Origin of the sequence: Limnohabitans sp. Rim28 (genome assembly GCF_000293865.2) — a bacterium.
Classification (GTDB): domain Bacteria; phylum Pseudomonadota; class Gammaproteobacteria; order Burkholderiales; family Burkholderiaceae_C; genus Limnohabitans_A.
On the sequence record NZ_ALKN02000005.1, the window covers coordinates 103830 to 123628 of the forward strand.

The following is a 19799-nucleotide window of genomic DNA, read 5'->3' on the forward strand; positions in this document are numbered from 1 at the left end:
GCTCTTTGAGTGTTAGCGGCTTGTCTGTCACATTGCTATGTGCGATCAGGATAAAGAGATCGAGAAATACGACTTTGACAGAGAGGCAGGAAACGATCTTCCAAATTGCGTATGTTTTGAAAGCATTTGGTAAAGATGTCTTTTTGTTGGCTTTCTGCTGTGATCATTCGCTGCTGTTGACAGCGATGCGTGTATTCCCATAAAATAATTCCTACCAAAATTGCTGGCAATTTTTGCTTGTAATATTTATTGACGATTAATATTTACAAGAATAAAATTCTTTTAAATAAATCAATTCTATTGCACGCAGTTGCGCACAACTTTTCAAAGAAACTAAGCAAAGATTGATTAATTGCCAAAAATTGCAACTTATTCTCAAAAAACAAAAGAAGAATTTAATATGAAAAAATTATTATTTATTCCTGCTCTTATGGCAACTATTATGTTATCGGCGCAAGCCCAAGAATCAGAATGGAAATACATAGGAAGCGTTAGCAAATATAAATACTACTTGGCGCCTCTGTCCAAAGGACGTTACTATACGTTTTCACCAGGGGGATTTAGAGAGATATTGGTAATAAGCAAAGGTGGTAGTATGGATTTGGCGCTTCCAGATAGATACCATATTGATTGCTCTAAAGATCTTATAAAAAATAAAACAGAATTTAATTGGAGTTCGTAAAAAGTGGTTCTATGTTGGAGGCGATAATGCAAGAGGGATGTGAATTGCGCTAAAAAATTATTGATATTTAATTCAACATGAAATATTTACTTTGATCACATGGTGTGTGACCTTTAAGAAAACAACTTCGGGGCTGCGCTAGCTGTTCTCAATTTGACTTGGGCTTTCAATAGATTGGTTTGCGCCTTCTTCAATTTCGCTTGCTGATTGAGTCTCGTGGCTTGGTCAGCAAGCGATTTCACTTGTAGCTCGGCGGGACTCTAGACCCGAGCGTCAGCTCCAGCTTCTGAAACGCACGAAATAGCATCATTACCAGTTTTTCTGGTTTGACGCTGTTTGTGTATTCTTCGATCTGGAGCAGTCGCTTGAGCTTGGATCTCGCAGATCCTAGGGGACTTAGTGACGAGTTCATTGATCGACAAAACATTCCCTGTCCCATACAATCGAGTCAGCATCTGTCGTGCTTGTTGCTTGTTGCTGGTTGCTGGTTGCTGGTTGTTGGCAGTGATCGTGGTTTTTGCTATGCTAACTGCACCGTTGATGACGACACGGACTGTGGCAATGTAGGACTGAGGAATGTTGGTGAGTTCGTAGATCTTCATGTAATTATTTATACGATCTAATTTTTAAAATGATTATTAATTAATTAGCTAATAATATTAATATTTTCATGTTCAATCATCAAAATCACGCAATGAAAAAATTTATCAAAATCATCTTTCTTTTGTCATTTGCTTTAACCAATAATATATATGCAAACACGCAGCCAAGTTTTAATTGCTCAAAAGCTAAATCAGTTGTTGAAAAAATAATTTGTGGTGATCAAGAGCTTGCTGAGAAGGATAGAAGATTAAATAGTCTATTTAAAGAAGCGAGAATACAAGCATCTAATATAAAGGATTTTGAAAGAGATGCCGTTGAAGCTTGGAAAAAAAGAGAAAGCCAATGTCAAGATCGTGAGTGCATAAGAAATTGGTATGATTCAAGAATATCTTTATACTCAAAGAATGAAGTAAAAAATTTTTTATTAGGGATTTGCGAAATTCCCCATCGATCCTCATTAACTGAATGTAGTATTAGAGCAATTGAATTGATGGATGGCACAGCAGGTAGCTATCAAATCTTCAAAGAAAATACTATTAAATTCATCGTTCGAAGCTCAAACAGTGTGCCTGAAAAATTAAGATATAAAAATGAATTCGATGTCAAAGTTACTTATGATGTAACTAGAGAAAACGAAATCAAAGTAACAACAGTAGACACTAGTGGCAAATGCTATTCGTGGAAAAAATATCAGAAACAAGGGAGTGCAATTATGGTGCAAAAAGGTGAAATGTATGGGTCATGCAGTGATGTTCAGAAATTAACCCATGACTCTTTTGATGAAAATTATAAAATGAAATGGGGTATTCCTAAATAGTGTTAATTAAAAATAATCAGAATTTTTAATCGAATTTAATTAACCTCGCCCTCTCGCTTTCGGCAGCCCTACCAATTTGACCATCAATCGATCCGTCGCGCATTAGCTCTTTTGTCTTGCGAAGTTCAGCTAGCGCTGACGCCACGACTTGCTTTCATCAAGTTCTGCTGAGCCTTCGCCATCTGCTGACGAGCCTTCAATGCCTTTTCTTGTTGTTTGTAGCCCTCTGCTTTTTTGGCGAGTGACTGAACTTGGAGTTCTTGTGAACTGAGGGTCTTTGTAGCCTCTGTCATTTCTTCATCTTCAGCAAACACTTGATTGATGTTCAAGACATTGCCATCGCCATACGTGCGTGTTGAAATTGCACGTGCTTGCTGTAGCGTGTCTGCTGCGATCATGGTTCGTGCTGTCGTGCTCCCATCACGCAAGACGACACGAACTGTCGCAATATAGGTATTGAGTTTTGATGTGAATTCATTGATCTTCATGTTTGTATTTATCAGGAGAAAACATGAAGACACAGAAACAAATATTGGCAGAACTACTGTCTGAAATCTCCGGTCTCAAATTGATGGTGCAGAGAATTCATGGATATGTAGTAGAAATCCAAGACAAGGAAAGCAGACGCCTGCTGACTGAAGTTGACATGCTCAGCAAGCCTGCAACTTTGACAGTCAATGAAGATCAAGAGTGCATGGAATACGACAAGTCAAGCATTCACCTAGATCGACAAGAGAGATTGCTTATAAATGGCGGTGTTTACTTTTGCATTCGTGGAGAAGACCTATATGAGGAAGGTGATGATTTCAAAATGTTGATGATCTGGGAGTTCAACAACCCAAACGAAGTGAAGTTGATTGCAAATGCCGTTTGTATTGGCAAAGACGGAAAAGAAGACGAACACTTTCGGGACTGTGTTTACGAAGGAGAAATTCATCCGCATATGCTTAAAGAAGACAAGTGAGTGTCCCGTAACTGGACGCTCACCATTCATCCCAGATCAGGTCATTTGGCAAAACGAGCTTTGACTGAATCCGCTGCCTGTTCGATCTGAGCATCTAGCGATCCATCGAGAACTGCCTCTTGCAACTTCGACAATACAGCGATCAGTTCATCGCCGTTCGCAACTTCCACGGCGTTCTTGCCCTTCGCCAGATCGATTACCTTGTTGCCATAGAACAACTGCACAGCTACACGCTTTGTATCAATGTTCGTGAACCACCAGGTCTTGACTCGCTTCGATACCTCAATCATTGAAGTCAAACCAGAAACCTCATCACGCTCTTTTCTGATGCGCTTGACCGTGAATATTTCACCCTTATTCATCGCCAGTGCCATAGCGATCTGAACCTTCAATTTCTCATTGAGTTTGTTGCGCCGAAAGACAACCGGATCGATTGAATTTTGGCGCTTTGCATTGACTAATTTCAGACTGGAAAGAATCGCACTCATTAAAATCTCCTTGTTTGTTGATGAGTGCTGTTAAGCCTATTGCCGTGTCCATTTGATTCCTAGTCCTTGGTGTTTGGTTCTTTCATGGAAATATTTGGTTATGGTTGGATTGGCATAAATACATGTTCAAGCACTGGATCAAAAGTTAGCATCACTTCAAAGCATGCCGACAATCCGTTCTCATTCGTGTAGTGGCGGTAGATGTGAGGTTCAGCACAGTCTTTACAGAACTACTCATGCCACGAGTAACCCCGCTATGCCTGACATAGCAAAAGAGTCTGTATCGGATGGGGTGTCTTGATATTCAGGACAAAAACAGCAATCAAGAACAGGTCTGCCATGACTTCAAATTCACCTTAGAAGAAGTCTTAAAAATAGTTGTGGAACGGTGCGGAACAGAGCCGAGAGCAGGTCATTGCTGAGAGAAAAAAAATGAGCGCAACGAAAGGCATGGTCACATAGATCATGACCGAGACAATTGTCGGAAACGGCATGTAGTGCGTGATCCACTGAGAAAAAGTCTAATGGCGACGGACAGGTACAGAGATGTACTCACTCACCCCTGCTTAAGGGTGAGTGCGGCTCAAGTACAGATGACAGAAAAGAAGTCCAGAAGACCGATAAATTTCAATCGTTATTTCTTATTAAGTTAGTCCGAACTGAAGGGCTGAGCAAACGAATGAGCGAAGCGAGATGAGTGCGAAAGCACTTAGCGAACTGCAGGTTCGCTATCAGCGTAGACAACATAGATGCTGAATTGATGAATGGACTGGTACGGGTGTTGCGTCAGGTATACGGATTCAGATCGATCTCGGGGCTGCGCTAGCAACAAACACATGAACAGGGCAGCTAGCGCAGAGGCACGCGGCATTCATTTAGCCCATACGTCAGTACCTATCAGATCCACGCACAAGCGCACATCGTCAGTCCCACAACACAAAGCATGTGTTGGCGTGACGAACGCTCAGATTCGAAACGCACATGAAAACCAAAACTAATTGAAGGAAGCTTCGATTCCTGCGCAAGTTGTTGATTCATATGGGTTTCCAATATTTCGCCAAAAGGCTTGTCCTACCTAATCAAAGGGAAGAGACTAAATACACGTCAATCATTTGATATGTAAGGAAACTCAGAAATGTCCCAAGCAAAAGTGCTCACTGAAAAAGAAGTCCGCAAAGTCCTTATCTACATTGCAAGTCGTAAACACGCATCACGCAACCGAGCAATGTTCGTACTGCTCAACGCAACTGGAATGCGTGTTGGGGAGTTGGCAGCACTTCGCTTGTGTGATGTTTTGACACCGACTGGTGAGATCGTTGAGGAAATTCGTCTTGCCGCAGATCAGACAAAGGGATCACGGGGACGTGTTGTGGTTTTGAATCAGAAGGCGCAGGAGGAAATCAAGAACTACTTGATGACTCGATTCAAGCTGAAAGACTTGTTGGCAGTGACCATGACCGACACATCACGGGCATTGTTTACGACACAGAAAAACCCGAACCGTGGCTTTTCCTCGTCCACACTCGCACAGCACTTCCATTACATGTACAAGGGCTCGGGCATCATGGGTGCTTCATCCCACAGTTCGCGCAGGTCATTCATCACGAAATTGAGCGAAATGGGCGTTTCAGTGCGAGTGTTGATGGATTTAGCAGGTCACCGCAGCCTTGCAGTCACACAGAAATACATCGAGAGCAATCCCAAGCTCATGCGCTCAGCGGTCGAATTGTTAGCATGAAAAAAGCCAGCACGTAGCTGGCTTGCTGAGCGTCCCGTGACTGGACAGTTCAGGCAGGGAATTGAGACTGAATGAAGCGGCGGTGAATGGCTTCATGCAGAAAGTCATGTTCCTCTTGGTTTTCATTCACATATGAAGTCAGCGGTGATAGCAGGTACTTGCTATCCGGTGGAATCCGCGAGTAGTCAGTGCCGCAACGATCTATTTCACTGGCGATGGACTCCAATTGCTTGAGGTCGGATTCAGATGAAACACAGTAAATCGCTTCGTCATTTCTGATTAGATGGGCGTAGGTCAGATTTCCAGGATCAACATCAGGAATCACCAGAACATTCTTGAAGAACACCAATGGATGCTGGTATCTGGCAACATCCCATATTTGATGTACATCTGGGTGATGCTTTAAGTACGGGCTGTAATCTGACAGTATGACATTGGAGGTCTTGTCAGACTTTATATGCAAATACAACTTCACATTCGGGACGGTATAGAAGATATAGGCTTTGGGAAACATAAGAGTCTTTCAGATGGCATGAGCGTCCAGTCACGGGACGCTCATGCAGTCATATCACTTGATGACGGTCAGCACAGGTTGCATGAGCTGCGGTGCTGGCACAGCTGGCAGTGGCATGTTGCGCAAATTCATGAAAATCAGCTTGTCAAGAACTGACATGTAGTCTCGTACGTCGCTGGTCTTGATGGTCATTGTGTTCAGATAGTGCAGAACACTGGCATCAGGCAAGATCAAATTCTCTTGCGTCAAGATGTACTGAGCGCGGTTTAGAAATTGATCAGGCGTAATCCGCGTGAAGTTGTATTTGTCGCAACGGGAACGAATGGCATTTTCAAGATTCATCGGATTATTGGTTGTAATGATGACCAGAAGGTCATCTTTCAAGCGGTCCATCGCGGTCCATAATTTGTTCAGTGAACCCGAGTACTTGTCGAGTTCATTGAAGACGATCACAACTCGGTCGTTACTAGACGCACCGTACATGCCAGCGGTATTTTTGACCATGGAAAAGTATGTGTACAGGTCTGCCTGCGCCATGACGGTGTCAATAGGGTCATTCAACAGTAAGTAAGGGCAGTGCTTGGTCAGTTCATGTGCGATCAAGTTCGCCAGAGTCGATTTGCCGTTGCCATTCGTGCCACTGAGGAAAAGGTGGCGCGTTCTGAAGCCCTGAAAAATCAGCTTTAGCTGCTGCTCGTTGAAGGCGTTGTTCAAGACCACATCGTTGATGTGCGTGGGTGCGTATTTAACTTCGCAGGTAGTCATATTTAAGCTCCGTATTTTCAATAAGGTAATAAATGGGGACACGAGCCAAGCTCGTGCCCGCGCATATAGTCATCAAGCAGCTTTTTTCATCTGCTGATCGTTGGAGGCATGCTGTTGAGGCTTCAGCTTTGCAGCTTCGGCGGTCACGGCATCGTCTTCGTCTTGCTTTGCGACGATTTGCTTCGCAGCTTGCTTGAGCAAGGCGTTGTAAAGACCGTCAGAAACTTCAGTGAGCACATAGGTCACATTGAAGTTGCCACTAACATCGCCGACTGCCAGCATGATGTTGAGCTTTGCAGGGCTAAAGCCATCCACGCTTACAGTAGCAAGCGGATTCACTTGTGCTTCAGTAATCAATTGCTCAGCAGTCTCTTTCGCCTGCTTGCGCTTTTCTAGACGATCTTTCGCTTCAGCACTCTGAACCATCTTGCGCTTGATCTCTTCAATGCCACCTTCGCTGACGATCCACTGCGGCAGTTGAGCAGCTGTGACGTTGTGCGAAATCGCGGCGTTGAGCACATAGCTGTAGCCGTGGGCACGCTTGCGATCACTGTTGAATACGAAGCGCACGAACAGATTGAGCGTCGGACTGTTCTTTTGAGTCTTGACCTTCAACTCTGCAAGTCGAGAAATCAGCTCACTGCGAAGTGTGCGTTGATCGTCTTTCTTAGCCTCAATGAAGTTGCTATTGAACACATCCAGACATTGCGCCAGTAAATCGTAGAGACCTTCGTTCGCTTTCTTGAATGCTGTTTGTTCCCAGTTATCACGAGCAATAGACAGAGCGTCCAGTGACTGGACGATGCTTGTCGCAAATGCGGTGTTTAAGGCGGATGGGGTGAAGGTTTTAGTTTGCTTGCTCATAGGTTTCTCCTTTAGTTGAGCTATCAACATCCAACTAGGCACTGCGCTTTCGTTGAGTCGATATAAGGAATATACCTACTTCATCAAGTAATTTTATATTCATATAATTAGTCAAATTATTTGTTGACATATGGCTATCAATCTTCTTCCGTGGGTACTTAGAGGCGGTGACTTTTCAAAGCCAGGCTGGCATTCGCAGCCAACTGCTGCCTATCAATTGATGTTCGAGTTTTTGCGAGTTAGTCCAAGTTATGAACTTGCTAGAAAAGAACGTACTACTGGATTGAGCCAAGAGGAAAAGACAGCTCTGCCTGATGACTTTGAGAAAGTCCTCAAGACATATGACTTGATCGGCGACGTGAACTGTGTGTTGTTTCGGTCGTGGTGGTTAAAGCGCGGCTTGAAGGTGTTCGGTAATCCTTACAGCAAGCCCGATGTCCATGAAATTTCTGTCATACCCGCAGGAAGCGACATGGACAACAAGAAAGTTTTGAATTCGCTTCAAACAGACTTCTCAGATAAAAGACGAGATGAAGGATTGACAGCTTCGTTGCTGATTTCATTGCCACTTGATTTGAAGACAACCGAAATACTGCGAAAAGTTCGGAAGTTGCTGAATGCTTATAAGGACAGGGATGTGGGTGCACCGTCACCACCGAAGATCAAATTGATGGGAAAGCGATTTCACGCCAATCCGATGTTCAAGGGTTTGCGACTGCTTTGGTTTAGAGCGGCTAAACCTAATTGGGAGTTGTGGCGATTAGGTGCGAAAGCTCAATTGAGTGACAGCTACTCAAAAGTGCTTGACCCTGCCGCACCACGCAAGCCGAAAGATCCGATTGAAATGGATGATCGCATCACCATGAGCAAGATCACATTCCGTGCTGTTCATCGCTTCGAACACATTGCTGAAAACGCCGCACGTGGACGATTCCCATGCGCTGACCCGGTGGATATGTCAGTCTTTAACTATCCCGAGATTGCTCAAAGGTTGTTGAAGCACTCAAAGTGGGTGAAGAGTCAGAAATTGAAATGGGTAGAAACTCATAAAAAGGAAAAATGACCGTCCCGTAACGGGACGCTTGTGAACCAAAATGGGCACATTAGAGCTATCTGGCTAGGAAATGATGCCCAAAGGGAATATGCTTAGTTTTTAGGCGAAAAATTGATTTTTGAGAGCAATTCAGTGACTGGTGCCACTTCAGCCGATAAGACGCTTCACATTTACACCCGTGTGTCTACGGTCGCACAGGCAGAGCAGGGCACATCACTTGAGTCACAGCATGACCTAGGGGTCAAGAAGGCTAAAGAGCTTGGGTTTGACTTCAAGGTATGGAATGAAGGTGGACGCAGTTCCCACCATGAAAACATCGCTGATCGCCCAGAACTGAATGCTCTGTATGTTGCGATGAAGGCAGGACAAGTAAAGCATCTTTGGGTTTATGACCAGTCCAGACTTTCGCGGAACGACCAAGTCGCTTCTGTCTTTCGGTATGAGTGCAACAAGCAGGGTGTCACGCTCTACACAAAAGACGGTCAGTTTGATCTGTCATCACCACAAGACAAGTTTCTGAAACAGTTGTTGGACGCTGTTGCCGAGTTTGATAACGTCACACGGGCAGAGCGAACAAGACTTGGAAAGCTCAATCGTGTTCGTTCGGGCAGCTGGCACGGTGGACCTCCACCATACGGCTACAAGCTAGACGACAGAAAACTCGTCGTTGTTGAAGAAGAAGCGAAATGGGTCAGGCGCATCTTTCAAGAGGTCGTGAAAGGTGGCGCGGCAACGCATATCAAGCAAGTCTTAGATTCAAATGGTGTGAGTCCAAGAAGAAAGAAAGGCTTGTGGACGATTGGATCAATCAATGCGCTACTGAAGAATACGCACTATTCAGGGCACTACATCTACACCGACAGCAAGTCAGGTCAGACGATTGAAGTTCAATGTCCCAGCATCATTGACCAGACCACTTGGAATGCGGCTCAGCACAAGCGTTCCAGCGAGGTGCTCAGAAATTCACAGAAGAACGCTACTGTTAAGAACTTCTATCTTTTGCGTGATTTTATGTACTGCGCTCATTGCGGTCGTCCGATCAGTGGACGAATCATCAAGGCTCGTACAGAGTCTTCTTATTACTGTCCCAATAAAGAGCGTGACTGGGTTGAAAAGGGTGGATCAGACACGCCATGGAAAAGGGGCACGGGTTGTGGCTTCGCTCGTGCCATGAACATTCCACAGACTGACAAATTGGTGTGGGAACTTGTCACATCACTTCATGCGAAGTCCAGCACATTGAAAGAAGAGGTTAAGAATCGGTTGCTCAAAGAAAGCGGCATCAAGATTCGCACCGATGCTGAGATCAGAGCATTACAGGCAAAGATTCGCAGGCTCCAGAAGAGCTATGGCTCCATGAGCGAAACGCTTGGCAATCTTGAAGCGAATAAGTTGATCGGCAAGATCAATGATGTGAGTTACGACACCACAGTTCAGAGAATTCGGGATGAACTCGGCAACATTGAAACGGAGCTTGCCAGCGCACGGCTAGAACTGGCTGGTACTGCGGAATCTCGGAAGTGGGTGAACTGGTTGAAAGCGTTTGGCGACGAAGTAGAGAAGCTGGACGCACTGACTGATGAACAAAAGAAGGAATACATCGGTGGCTTGGTAAAGCGGATTGATGTGCGCTACGACTCTAAAAATCGTGAACACCACTTAACGTTGACCATGAGTCTGCCCATCGTCGATGACGGTATCAAGAAATTGCGATCTGGGCGACAGGGACGGGAATACGAAGTCATTCCAGGAACAGACAAAGTCGCTCTAGTCTCCAAAAAAAAAGACGGTCGAGGATAGATATTTATGAACACAAAAATTACTCACTACCTGAACCAGTCTGTCACGGTGGAGTAAAAGTTTGAAGCGCCCATCGCCTTGAACCCCACACGGTTAATTCGCGGTCTGGCTCGGGTTGGTGATAATTTCTGCAGCTTCGCGCCGCATGCGCACTTAACCCGCACCGATCCATGACAATTCACTCCGCCTTGTCCCAGCCGCGCACCCCGTCTTCGGGTCTGTCCCATGTTCGAGGTGTTGACGATCAGCCCCTGAGCAAGGCTTGTTTGCACGAGTTGCTGGCCCAAGCTGTGCAGCGCTGGCCTGAGCGCGACGCCGCCATTTTTTGTGCCGAAGGCATCCGCTGGAGTTGGGCGCAATTTCAGAGCCAGGTGAATGCCGCCGCAGCCGCCTTGCATGCGCTGGGTGTGCGGTGTGGCGACAGGGTGGGCATCTGGTCGCCCAACCGATCCGAGTGGTTGGTCACGCAATTTGCCACTGCCCGCTTGGGGGCGATTTTGGTCAACATCAACCCCGCCTATCGGGTGGCCGAGTTGGCTTATGCGCTGAACAAAGCCAGCGTATCGGTTTTGGTCAGTGCCAGCCGTTTCAAAACCAGCGATTACTTGGGCATGCTGGTTCAGCTGGGCTTCGGTGCTGCTGACACCCAGCTGCCCGCTTTGCGGCGTGTGATTCGACTGGGTGAAGGGGGCAACGCCGACATGCTCGATTGGGCGACCTTGATGGCACAAGGCCACACCAGCCTGCCCGATGCACAAAGCCTGCATGCGCACCAGCCCATCAACATCCAGTTCACCAGCGGCACCACGGGCGCGCCCAAAGGGGCCACCCTCACGCACCACAACATCGTGAACAACGCCATCGCGGTGGCCGCCTGCATGCGGCTGTCGGCGCAAGACCGGCTGTGCATTCCGGTTCCGCTTTACCACTGCTTTGGCATGGTGTTGTCGGTCTTGGCTTGCACCTCGGTCGGTGCTGCCATGGTTTTTCCGGGTGAGGGTTTTGACCCGGTGGACACCCTCGCAGCCGTTCAGTCTGAGCGCTGCACCGCTTTGCATGGCGTACCGACCATGTTCATTGCCGAGCTCGACCATCCTGAGTTTTCCAAGTTTGATTTGCACACCTTGCGCACCGGCATCATGGCGGGTGCACCTTGCCCCATCGAGGTGATGCGGCGGGTTCAGTCGCTCATGCACATGCGCGAGGTGACCATTGCTTATGGCATGACGGAGACCAGCCCGGTGAGCTTTCAAAGCGCGACCGACGACCCACTCGACAAGCGGGTCACCACGGTGGGCCGCGTCTTGCCGCACCTCGAAGTGCGCATCGTCGATGCCCAGGGCCAAACCGTGCCGATTGGTGAAACGGGTGAGCTGTGCACCCGGGGTTATTCGGTCATGCAGGGTTACTGGGACGAGCCCGAACGCACGGCCGACACCATCCAAGACGGCTGGATGCACACGGGCGATTTGGCCACCATGGATGCTGAGGGCTATTGCAACATCGTGGGGCGACTCAAGGACATGGTGATTCGTGGCGGCGAGAACATCTATCCGCGCGAAATCGAGGAATTTTTATTTCGCCATCCCAAAATTGCCGCGGTGCAGGTGTTCGGTGTGCCGGATGAGCGGTATGGCGAGCAGCTGTGTGCTTGGGTGGTTCAGCGCCCGGGGGCCGAATGCACCGAACAAGAGCTTCGGGTCTTTTGCGAGCAAAACATCGCGCACTTCAAAGTGCCCCGTTACATCCGCATGGTCGAAGAGCTCCCGGTCACGGTGACGGGCAAGCCGCAAAAATTTTTGATGCGCGAGGCCATGGTGGCCGAATTGGGTCTGAGCCGCCCGGCTTCGGCCTGAACGCGAGGCCTTCGTGAAGCCCTCAGCACCGCCCAGTCCCATTGAGGTCCTGTCTTCGGCCGTGCATGGCAAAGGCGTGTTTGCCACACGCCACATGGCCGCAGGGGAACGGGTCATCGAGTACGCGGGTGAGCGCATCAGCATGGCCGAAGCCATTCGCCGCCACCCGCACGATGCGGACCAGCCTGACCACACCTTTTATTTTCACCTGGACGATGGTCAGGTCATTGATGCGCTGTACGGTGGCAATGACTCGAAGTGGATCAACCATTCCTGCCGTCCTAATTGTGTGCCCGACGAAGTCAAAGGTCGGATTTACATGTTGACGCGCAGGCCTGTCTTCAAAGGGGAGGAGCTGACCTTTGACTACGGCCTGTTCAGCGACGAGCCGATGACCGATGCGCTGAAAGCCCGGTATGCCTGCCGCTGCGGCGCCACCAAGTGCAGAGGCACGATGCTGTCGGACTGAGCAGCCGGGCGCTGCTGGCTGCCCGCGCCGATCAAAAGTCCTGGCGTTTTTGGTCGCGCAACATGAACAGGTAAAGGCTTTCCACCTTCTCGCGTGCCCAAGGTGTTTTGCGCAAAAACTTCAGGCTGGAGCCGACGCTGGGCTCGTGGGTGAAACAGCGCACAGGGATACGTTGGCCCAGATCGTCCCATCCATAAAAGTCGGCCAATTGGGTCACGATGGCTTCTAAGGTCAGGCCATGCAGCGGGTTGCGTGCTTGTTGTGGCCGTTGTGCTGGGGCGCTTGAATCCGGCATGGCGAGCAATGTGTGGGGTGTGGCGGTGGGTTCGTCAGCTTGCATAGAGCGATTGTCAACGCAAAAAGTCTCGTCCGTCACAAACAGGGCGTGACCGTGGCTTGCCGCACAGTCTGCGAGCGGGGTGGGCCATACGCTCAGGCTTTGCCAAGACGGTGATGCCCGATGACTGTTGCTGAATTGAGCCCATCTGATTTGTGTCTCTCCGTGAGTCCTGCCCAGCTGGGCTTTGAGGACACGTCCGAGTTGCTGGGTCTGCCCTTGCCTTGGTTCGGGCAAGAGCGTGCCGAAACAGAGGCCCGTTTTGGGCTACAGATCCGTCAGCCGGGCTACAACCTGTTGGTTTTGGGTGCTGTGGACACGGACACCACCGGCATGCTGACCCGTCTCATGCTGGAGCAGGCTGCCTTGCGGCCTGTGCCCCCAGACCTGTGCTTTTTGAACAACTTTGAGCAAACTGGCCAAGCCCTGGCGCTTCGGGTGCCCGCCGGTCTGGGCAGGCAGTTGCACCAAGGCATGGCCGCTTGGGTGCAAGCCATTCAGGAGGACGTGCCGCAACGCTTTTTGGAGGCCGATTTTTTGGTGGCACGAAAAGAGCTTGAGCAGGCGTTCAAAGCCCAAACAGAGGTGGCTTATGCCGCGTTGACCGCTTATGCCCAGGCTCACCATTTCGCGGTGGTACGCGACCAGGGTCACATGGTGTTCACCCTGAAAGACGCCCACGGTGAACCTGTGACGGCAAGCAAAGCCTTGTTGCTCAGCGCAGCTGAACGCACAGCGTTGAACGCGGCCGAAGAGGCGCTGCGGGGAGAAATGGACCAGTACCTTGAATGCGCCCGTTCGACGGAGCGTGCCATGGCGCAAGCGCTGGCTGCTTTGCGCCAGCGTTTTTTGCGTCCAGTCTTGGCGCATGGTTTGGCCCAGTTGCGCCAAGCACTGAATTTGTCGCCTGACACCGATGCCCGGTTGGCGGCCTACATGGCGCTGGCTTTGCAGTGCGTGCTTGAAAAGCACCGCCTGCTGATGCCCGGTGACGAAGAAGCGACGCGACGGGCCGAGTTGGCCCTGTTGCTGTCGTGGCTCAAGGTGAACGTGGTGGTGGACCACCACGCCACAAAAGGCGCACCCGTTGTGGTGGAAGACAACCCGGTTTTTAACAACCTGTTTGGCAGCATCGCCCTCGCGGCCGACGGTGGGGGGCAGGAGATCGATTTCCTCAACCTGCGTGCAGGCAGTTTGCTGCGGGCTAACGGTGGGTTTTTGATGTTGCACCTGCAAGATCTTTTGGCCGATGCGCCTGTCTGGGAAAGGCTGCGGCGGCTCTTGCGCAGTGGCCGATTGCAGCTGGAACAGCCGGGTTTTTCATCCAACGCCGGCGTCCAACCGCACGCGTGGTCCGACGCGATGGATGTGGACATCAAGCTCGTGCTGATCGCTTCGGACCGGGCCTTCGATGCGGTGCAAGAGATCGTCCCCGATTGGGCTTGCCATTTTGCTTGCAAGGTGGAATTGGCCGAAAGCTTCAAGGCGACACCTCAAAATGCACAGGCCATGGCCGTGGAGGTGGCACACATTTGCCAACGCTTGGGTTTGTTGCATTGCACGGCCGCAGCCGTTGCGCGGGTCATGGAGGACAGCCACCGTGCAGCGGGCGACCAAACGCGCCAGAGCGCCCGCACCGGCTTGTTGCGAGCCTTGGTGGTGGAGAGCCATGCCTTGGCACAAATGCGTGGGGCGCAACGGGTGGAGGCGCAGGACGTGTTGCTTGCAAGACAGCACCAAAGAGCGCGGCGTGATGGCCTTGAAGCGCGGGTTCAAGACAGCATTGCCAGTGGTGAACGCTTGTTGGTGGTCAGTGGCGAACGGGTGGCGCAGGTCAATGGCCTGACCGTCATGGACTTGGGCGACCACAGTTTTGGGGTGCCTGTCCGGGTCACCGCCCGCGCGTTCGCTGGCGACGAGGGCTTGCTCAACATTGAACGCGAAGTCGACATGTCTGGCCCCATCCATGACAAAGGGGTGCTGATCTTGCACAGTTATTTGTCGGGCTTGTTTGCCCACATCGCCCCTTTGTCGATGAATGCGGCGGTGGTGTTTGAGCAGGAGTATGGCGGTGTGGAGGGTGATTCGGCGTCATGTGCCGAGTTGTATGCCTTGTTGTCCAGTCTGTCTGGTTTGCCTTTGCGCCAGGGCATTGCTGTCACAGGTGCTGTCAACCAGCAAGGTGACTTGCTGCCCGTCGGCAGCATCAACGAAAAGATCGAGGGCTACTTCCGCAGCTGCGAGTTGTTGGGACTGGATGGCCAACAAGGGGTCTTGATGCCGGCGCGCAATCGGCGGCACCTGATGCTGGCACCCCAAGTGGTGCAAGCCGTGGCACGGGGGCAGTTTCACATCCATGTGGCCGACCAAGTGGGGGAGGGCATGAGCTTGCTGACAGGGGTTCCTTATGGCCTCTGGGGTCCTGGTGGGTATGCGGTGGGTTCGGTGCTGGCCCGTGTTCAAACCACGTTACAGCGTTTCCGCCATGCCTGCGAGCTCTTGGCTTCGCACCGGTCCAAACGCCGATGGCGCGCGGTTCGGTGATGGATTTCGCTGACCAGGCCGTCAGCGCACTACTGGTTTGAAAGTAATGATTTTGATATTTTTAAGGATTTCCATTTGTCCTTGGCTTGGCTATCGTGGTCATCAGGCCTTAGCCCAGCGGGTGTAGGGCAGCATGTGCCATGTTTCAGAAAGAGCAATCCATGAGCATTGAACTGGTTTTGGCAGATCCCCATCCGGTGCTGCTCGAGGGTTTGTCGCAAGTTTTTCAAGCATGCCCTGAGTTTGTGGTCAAAGCCTGTGCCAGTACGGGAGACGATGCCCTGGCAGCGGTGAAAAAACACGAACCGGACATCCTTGTGATGGATGTGTCCTTGGCGAACCGAAGCGGCTGGTCGGTCTTGGAAGACATGAAGCAGCACCACGCGCGAACTCGACCTGTGGTGTTCACCGATGCGCCGATTGACGATGTCATGCGTGTCATTGATTCGGGGGTGCCGGGTCTGGTGGGCAAAGACAAGTCCCGCCAAGAGTTGGCCCGTTGCATTCAGGCGGTCCATGCAGGTCATAAGTGGTTGGACCGGGACCTGACCCTCAAGACCATGTCTGTGCTGATGGCGCAGCAAAAGAAAAAGCCGGCGCTTGTCACGCCATTGACCCCCCGAGAGTTGACCGTGGCCCGCATGGTCACGGAGGGTTTGCCGAACAAAAAAATTGCCAGCCAGTTGTTCATCAGTGAGGGCACCGCCAAGCTGCACCTGCACCACATTTACCAAAAATTGCAATGTCCTGGGCGCATGTCTTTGCAGCGCTACATGCAAGACAACGGCTTGATGTGAAGCTTGTCTATTTCAATTCAACCCACAGGAGAAGACACGATGGCCAACGATCAGAAAACCCCTGAAATCGAAAACTTGGAAAACATGAGTCACCATTACAAGCAGGCTTCGGAGGAGTTGCTTCACGCTTACCAGCGCAATAAGGAGGCGGCACGCCATCACGATGCAGGTGCTTTCAAGGCGGCATTGCACCACGCCAAGTTGTCCAAGCACCACAGCTTCAACGCGCATGCGCACTTGACCGATGCGCTCGGCATCGCTGAGAAACTGGATGCAGCCCAGCCATGGCCAAGTCTGGTGGTGCGCCCGCCGTCCGGTTCGGGCGTTCACTGATTCGCTGAGTCTTTCGCGCGGTGTGTGCTGTCGCGAACAGTCAAAAACCGGGACGCTTCTTACACTGAATCCAGTACTTGCATTGGCGGCCTCGTCTTGATGAGCGGCTGTTGGTTGCAGCACAAGATCAATTAAGGAGCGTTTCCATGTCCATCCGTGTTTTGTTGTCGTCCAAGCACAAAGTGGTGTCAGAGGGCATTGCGGCTGTCTTGCGAACGCACCCTGACATCCATCTGGTCGGAATGGCCGACACCGACGCCACCACACAAGCACTGTGTGCGGCGTCGGAACCCGATGTCCTGTTGATCGGTATGCATGCCCATGGGCAGCAGGATTTGTCCTTGATGCAAAAAATTGCCCAAGACCCCACCAGCCCCCACATGGTGGCTTTTTCGGGGGACACCGATCGGCACGCCATCATCGAAATTCTGGATGCTGGTGCCAAGGGCTATGTGTCGACCACCAGCAGCATTGACGAGTTGATGTCGGCCATTCGATCGGTGGCATCAGGGCGGGTTTATTTGTGCCAAACCGCGGCCTCGGAAATGATGGCGTCTGTGCGCAACTTCCGTTCAGGTCATGGCACTGGGAAAAACCATTTGGGCAACCGCGAAGAACAGGTCTTACGCTTGATTGCCGATGGTTTCTCCTCCAAGGAAATTGCGCGAAATCTGCAAATCGCCCCCAGTACAGTCGAGGTGCATCGGCGCAACATCATGCGCAAAGTAGGCCTGCATAAGGTGGCAGACTTGACCCGCTATGCCATCCGCAATCAGATGGTTTCGGTTTGACCACCGCCCCTTTGACACAAAACTCTTGACACCTGAGCTGTTGCAGCAGTTTGTAGCATTCACAGCTGCGTTGCACCAAGCCCGCTCGGTCCAAGACCTCAAGATGCCCTCTTGAATAGCTGATAAAGCCTTGTTTCATGAGTTTGGCAGCGGCCAAACTGACGGACTCTCGGCGCACACCCAATGCCTGCGCCATGCCTTCATGCGTCTTGTGCATGTGCAGCTCTTTTTGTCGGTCCAAAACCATCAAGATCATGCGGCTCAGTTGTTGCTCAACCGTGTGGTGTTGACGGCACACATTGCCATGCGACATTTGTGCAATCAGTGCCCCCGCGTACAACATGATCAAGCTTTGCGCGATCTGATTTTGTTGAAAACTTTGCAGGACCACATCCAGTTTGATGCGAATGCAGTGGCCTGCAGTCTGAACAACGGCCTGGTTGTTGCTGTGCATGGCCCCCATCAACAAGTCCAGGCCCACCAAGCCCTCCTTGCCCACCATCGCGATTTCGGTGCATTCGCCAGAGGCCAGCAAATATTGCCAAGACACGATGGCCGTGGTTGGGAAGTAAATGTGCGTCAGCGCTTGGCCGGGTTCACAAAGGATCCGACCTTCTGGCAGCGCCAGCTCTTCAAAGTGGACCTCCCAATGGGCCCAAACATCTGCCGGTAATTGGGTCAAAATGCAATTGCCCAATGCTTGTATGGGGATCATTTTTTTGCAATGACTGGTTAAATTCATCATCCGATGAACATAACAGGGGCTGTGCTGATGTTGTGTTCGACAACGCACATACGGGGTCTTCAGGCGGCAGTTCACCTGTGTTGTGCGATGCGGCTTTCAGTTGGGCAGGGCAGCTTGCGCCAAGCCGGGCAGGTTCAGCAAATGCACTTGGCCGCGTGAATAGCTCAAAAGACCCTGCTCGCGCAGTTGGCCTGCCGCCAGCGTGATGCTCACGCGCCGAACGCCCAGCATGTGGGCCAGGTGCTCATGGGTGAGGCTCAGGTGCTGGCTGTGGGCAGTTTCAGCGGACAGCACCAGCCAGGCCGCCAACCTGGCTTGGATGTCCAGGGTTTGGATGCTGGCGGCAAACGAGGCCACATGGGACACCAACAACCAAAGTTGGCGGGAAATCGCGTTCAGGATGGCCGCATGGTCCAGTGCCAGGGCTTGGAGCAACGGGGCTGGAATACACCATGCTGCCCCTGCGGTTTGCACGCGGTGCTCGAGTGTGGGGTTGTGGCAACCCAGCACCTGCTCAAGGCCCACCGCATGTGCAGAGCCGAGCAGGCCGACCGCCAAGCTGGCGCGGTGTTCATCCATGACCAAAAGAGCCACAGTGGCACCCGTCAAAAAGTACACCATGGGCGTGACGTCTTTGGCCCCCAACACTTGGCCCGCTTTCAATTCGATCGGCTCACAGGTCTTCATGAGCAGTGAACGCTCCAGTTTGGGCAGGTCAGCCAGGAGACCGTTGTCTGACAGGTTCACAAGAAACACCTGATCAGTTGCAAGGCTTGCAAGGGGGTTTTCACGGGTTTTGGACGGTTTGGGGATCATGAGCAAATCATTCTGAGTATAGGTTCGGTAAAACCTGAGTAAACCCGTTTTTGAGTCTGTTTTTATGTTCGGTGGAGAACATAGAATGAACGAAACCCAACATCCTCCAGGGTGACCTCCATTGACCCACCCTTTATCCCCTAACTCGCTCATTCAAAGTTTGCTGTTGTCCGCACCGGAACGCCTGTCGGTTTTGGAGCGGGTGCACCTGGACATGGGGCCTTGGACCGAACAGTCCGGTGATGGCGGCAACTTTTTGTACTTTCCTGAAGACGCCTTGCTCGGTGTGTCCTCAGACCTCAAGAGGTCTGGGGTGACGCACGCTGCGCCTTGTGCTTGGTTGGGTCGCCATGGTGTTTGGTCGCCGAATCCAGTGCTGTCCAGCGGTTTACAAGTTCAGGTGATGGTGGCCGGTTGGGCTTTTCGGGTGCCTGAGGGGGCGTTGCTTGCGGCAGACAGGCGTTTGTCGTCTTGGGCCTTGCAAATGGCGGCCAGTTCGCAGAAGTTGCTGTCTCAAATGGCCCAGATGTCTTTTTGTGTCCGTCATCACACGGTTGAGCAAAGTTTGGCCAGTTGGTTGTTAATGGCTTGGCATCACAGCCCTGGACACCGGCTGCAGGTGCCTGTGGCATCGCTGCAAGCCGGTTTCGGTTTGGCGCCCGAGACATGGCAGCAAGCTTGGCAAAAACTGCATGGCCTAGGTGCGGTAACTTTGACAGGTCAAGGCGCTTTGGCCGAGATTCAATCCCGCTTACTCCCACCTTTGTCGGGTTTGGCCTGTAGCTGTCATCACAAAATCCAGGTGAATTGAGGCGGGCCGTT

General features: G+C 51.0%; 22 protein-coding genes. 13 read left to right on the forward strand and 9 right to left on the reverse strand.

Annotated features, from left to right (window positions below):
* Window positions 1-352 precede the first annotated feature (352 nt).
* Window positions 353-682, forward strand: coding sequence for a hypothetical protein (locus B472_RS16935; RefSeq protein WP_133176077.1), 330 nt, complete (start codon window positions 353-355; stop codon window positions 680-682).
* Window positions 683-942: 260 nt separating this feature from the next.
* Here B472_RS16935 and B472_RS07355 read toward each other — a convergent pair whose 3' ends face one another.
* The gene (locus B472_RS07355; RefSeq protein WP_019426566.1) at window positions 943-1284 is read right to left on the reverse strand and encodes a hypothetical protein; all 342 of its coding nucleotides are present in this window, start codon (window positions 1282-1284) and stop codon (window positions 943-945) included.
* Between the two features lie 92 nt (window positions 1285-1376).
* Between B472_RS07355 and B472_RS16940 the strand changes: the two genes are divergently transcribed.
* The gene (locus tag B472_RS16940) at window positions 1377-2102 is read left to right on the forward strand and encodes a lysozyme inhibitor LprI family protein (protein WP_133176078.1); all 726 of its coding nucleotides are present in this window, start codon (window positions 1377-1379) and stop codon (window positions 2100-2102) included.
* Between the two features lie 125 nt (window positions 2103-2227).
* Here B472_RS16940 and B472_RS07360 read toward each other — a convergent pair whose 3' ends face one another.
* A complete protein-coding gene (locus B472_RS07360; RefSeq protein WP_019426567.1) occupies window positions 2228-2590 on the reverse strand; it encodes a hypothetical protein in 363 nt (120 codons plus the stop codon).
* A gap of 23 nt (window positions 2591-2613) precedes the next feature.
* Here B472_RS07360 and B472_RS07365 point away from each other — a divergent pair, with 23 nt between their 5' ends.
* Window positions 2614-3066, forward strand: a complete 453-nt coding sequence (locus tag B472_RS07365; RefSeq protein WP_019426568.1) for a hypothetical protein — start codon at window positions 2614-2616, stop codon at window positions 3064-3066.
* Window positions 3067-3107: 41 nt separating this feature from the next.
* On the opposite strand, the gene B472_RS07370 is transcribed toward B472_RS07365, so the two are convergent.
* Window positions 3108-3554 (reverse strand): DUF6641 family protein, encoded by a 447-nt coding sequence (locus B472_RS07370; RefSeq protein ID WP_019426569.1) that lies wholly within the window; start codon window positions 3552-3554, stop codon window positions 3108-3110.
* A 1135-nt stretch (window positions 3555-4689) separates the two neighbouring features.
* Here B472_RS07370 and B472_RS07375 point away from each other — a divergent pair.
* Window positions 4690-5292, forward strand: coding sequence for a site-specific integrase (locus B472_RS07375; protein ID WP_019426570.1), 603 nt, complete (start codon window positions 4690-4692; stop codon window positions 5290-5292).
* 49 nt (window positions 5293-5341) lie between these two features.
* On the opposite strand, the gene B472_RS07380 is transcribed toward B472_RS07375, so the two are convergent.
* The 3 genes from B472_RS07380 to B472_RS07390 all read right to left on the reverse strand — a co-directional run bounded on the left by B472_RS07380 (window position 5342) and on the right by B472_RS07390 (window position 7435).
* Complete coding sequence (locus B472_RS07380; protein WP_019426571.1) at window positions 5342-5806, reverse strand: hypothetical protein; 465 nt, start codon at window positions 5804-5806, stop codon at window positions 5342-5344.
* Between the two features lie 54 nt (window positions 5807-5860).
* Window positions 5861-6571 carry an AAA family ATPase gene (locus B472_RS07385; RefSeq protein ID WP_019426572.1) on the reverse strand — a complete coding sequence of 237 codons (711 nt, stop codon included), beginning with the start codon at window positions 6569-6571 and terminating at the stop codon, window positions 5861-5863.
* Between the two features lie 72 nt (window positions 6572-6643).
* Window positions 6644-7435 (reverse strand): hypothetical protein, encoded by a 792-nt coding sequence (locus B472_RS07390; protein WP_133176079.1) that lies wholly within the window; start codon window positions 7433-7435, stop codon window positions 6644-6646.
* 130 nt (window positions 7436-7565) lie between these two features.
* Here B472_RS07390 and B472_RS07395 point away from each other — a divergent pair, with 130 nt between their 5' ends.
* From B472_RS07395 to B472_RS07410, 4 genes are all read left to right on the forward strand, one after another.
* Entirely contained in the window at window positions 7566-8498 is a 933-nt protein-coding gene (locus B472_RS07395; RefSeq protein ID WP_019426574.1) for a hypothetical protein, read from the forward strand.
* A gap of 123 nt (window positions 8499-8621) precedes the next feature.
* Window positions 8622-10289 (forward strand): recombinase family protein, encoded by a 1668-nt coding sequence (locus B472_RS07400; RefSeq protein WP_192877859.1) that lies wholly within the window; start codon window positions 8622-8624, stop codon window positions 10287-10289.
* Between the two features lie 170 nt (window positions 10290-10459).
* Complete coding sequence (locus B472_RS07405; protein ID WP_019426576.1) at window positions 10460-12145, forward strand: AMP-binding protein; 1686 nt, start codon at window positions 10460-10462, stop codon at window positions 12143-12145.
* Window positions 12146-12158: 13 nt separating this feature from the next.
* The gene (locus B472_RS07410; RefSeq protein WP_019426577.1) at window positions 12159-12614 is read left to right on the forward strand and encodes an SET domain-containing protein; all 456 of its coding nucleotides are present in this window, start codon (window positions 12159-12161) and stop codon (window positions 12612-12614) included.
* Window positions 12615-12645: 31 nt separating this feature from the next.
* On the opposite strand, the gene B472_RS07415 is transcribed toward B472_RS07410, so the two are convergent.
* On the reverse strand, window positions 12646-12954 hold the full coding sequence (locus B472_RS07415) for a VF530 family DNA-binding protein (protein WP_019426578.1): 309 nt from the start codon (window positions 12952-12954) through the stop codon (window positions 12646-12648).
* A 162-nt stretch (window positions 12955-13116) separates the two neighbouring features.
* Here B472_RS07415 and B472_RS07420 point away from each other — a divergent pair, with 162 nt between their 5' ends.
* The 4 genes from B472_RS07420 (at window position 13117) to B472_RS07435 (ending at window position 17416) form a co-directional block, all read left to right on the forward strand.
* On the forward strand, window positions 13117-15495 hold the full coding sequence (locus B472_RS07420; RefSeq protein ID WP_238147404.1) for an ATP-binding protein: 2379 nt from the start codon (window positions 13117-13119) through the stop codon (window positions 15493-15495).
* 161 nt (window positions 15496-15656) lie between these two features.
* Window positions 15657-16292 carry a response regulator transcription factor gene (locus tag B472_RS07425; RefSeq protein WP_116798627.1) on the forward strand — a complete coding sequence of 212 codons (636 nt, stop codon included), beginning with the start codon at window positions 15657-15659 and terminating at the stop codon, window positions 16290-16292.
* A gap of 39 nt (window positions 16293-16331) precedes the next feature.
* A complete protein-coding gene (locus tag B472_RS07430) occupies window positions 16332-16625 on the forward strand; it encodes a hypothetical protein (RefSeq protein WP_019426581.1) in 294 nt (97 codons plus the stop codon).
* A 146-nt stretch (window positions 16626-16771) separates the two neighbouring features.
* The gene (locus B472_RS07435) at window positions 16772-17416 is read left to right on the forward strand and encodes a response regulator transcription factor (protein WP_019426582.1); all 645 of its coding nucleotides are present in this window, start codon (window positions 16772-16774) and stop codon (window positions 17414-17416) included.
* On the opposite strand, the gene B472_RS07440 is transcribed toward B472_RS07435, so the two are convergent.
* Together B472_RS07440 and B472_RS07445 are read right to left on the reverse strand one after the other, a co-directional pair.
* Window positions 17340-18131 (reverse strand): Crp/Fnr family transcriptional regulator, encoded by a 792-nt coding sequence (locus B472_RS07440; protein ID WP_157951963.1) that lies wholly within the window; start codon window positions 18129-18131, stop codon window positions 17340-17342. The genes B472_RS07435 and B472_RS07440 overlap by 77 nt on opposite strands.
* 126 nt (window positions 18132-18257) lie before the next feature.
* The gene (locus tag B472_RS07445; protein WP_157951964.1) at window positions 18258-18908 is read right to left on the reverse strand and encodes a Crp/Fnr family transcriptional regulator; all 651 of its coding nucleotides are present in this window, start codon (window positions 18906-18908) and stop codon (window positions 18258-18260) included.
* Window positions 18909-19143: 235 nt separating this feature from the next.
* Between B472_RS07445 and B472_RS07450 the strand changes: the two genes are divergently transcribed.
* Window positions 19144-19788, forward strand: a complete 645-nt coding sequence (locus B472_RS07450) for a hypothetical protein (RefSeq protein ID WP_157951965.1) — start codon at window positions 19144-19146, stop codon at window positions 19786-19788.
* Window positions 19789-19799 lie beyond the last annotated feature (11 nt).

Coding starts and splice junctions, on each gene's coding strand:
- B472_RS16940 (WP_133176078.1), top strand. CDS start 1,377: ATGAAAAAATTTATCAAAATCATCTTTCTTTTGTCATTTGCTTTAACC.
- B472_RS07440 (WP_157951963.1), bottom strand. CDS start 18,131: ATGATCCCCATACAAGCATTGGGCAATTGCATTTTGACCCAATTACCG.
- B472_RS07365 (WP_019426568.1), top strand. CDS start 2,614: ATGAAGACACAGAAACAAATATTGGCAGAACTACTGTCTGAAATCTCC.
- B472_RS07355 (WP_019426566.1), bottom strand. CDS start 1,284: ATGAAGATCTACGAACTCACCAACATTCCTCAGTCCTACATTGCCACA.
- B472_RS07425 (WP_116798627.1), top strand. CDS start 15,657: ATGAGCATTGAACTGGTTTTGGCAGATCCCCATCCGGTGCTGCTCGAG.
- B472_RS07395 (WP_019426574.1), top strand. CDS start 7,566: ATGGCTATCAATCTTCTTCCGTGGGTACTTAGAGGCGGTGACTTTTCA.
- B472_RS07385 (WP_019426572.1), bottom strand. CDS start 6,571: ATGACTACCTGCGAAGTTAAATACGCACCCACGCACATCAACGATGTG.
- B472_RS07370 (WP_019426569.1), bottom strand. CDS start 3,554: ATGAGTGCGATTCTTTCCAGTCTGAAATTAGTCAATGCAAAGCGCCAA.
- B472_RS07430 (WP_019426581.1), top strand. CDS start 16,332: ATGGCCAACGATCAGAAAACCCCTGAAATCGAAAACTTGGAAAACATG.
- B472_RS07380 (WP_019426571.1), bottom strand. CDS start 5,806: ATGTTTCCCAAAGCCTATATCTTCTATACCGTCCCGAATGTGAAGTTG.
- B472_RS07360 (WP_019426567.1), bottom strand. CDS start 2,590: ATGAAGATCAATGAATTCACATCAAAACTCAATACCTATATTGCGACA.
- B472_RS07415 (WP_019426578.1), bottom strand. CDS start 12,954: ATGCAAGCTGACGAACCCACCGCCACACCCCACACATTGCTCGCCATG.
- B472_RS07390 (WP_133176079.1), bottom strand. CDS start 7,435: ATGAGCAAGCAAACTAAAACCTTCACCCCATCCGCCTTAAACACCGCA.
- B472_RS07435 (WP_019426582.1), top strand. CDS start 16,772: ATGTCCATCCGTGTTTTGTTGTCGTCCAAGCACAAAGTGGTGTCAGAG.
- B472_RS07405 (WP_019426576.1), top strand. CDS start 10,460: ATGACAATTCACTCCGCCTTGTCCCAGCCGCGCACCCCGTCTTCGGGT.
- B472_RS07375 (WP_019426570.1), top strand. CDS start 4,690: ATGTCCCAAGCAAAAGTGCTCACTGAAAAAGAAGTCCGCAAAGTCCTT.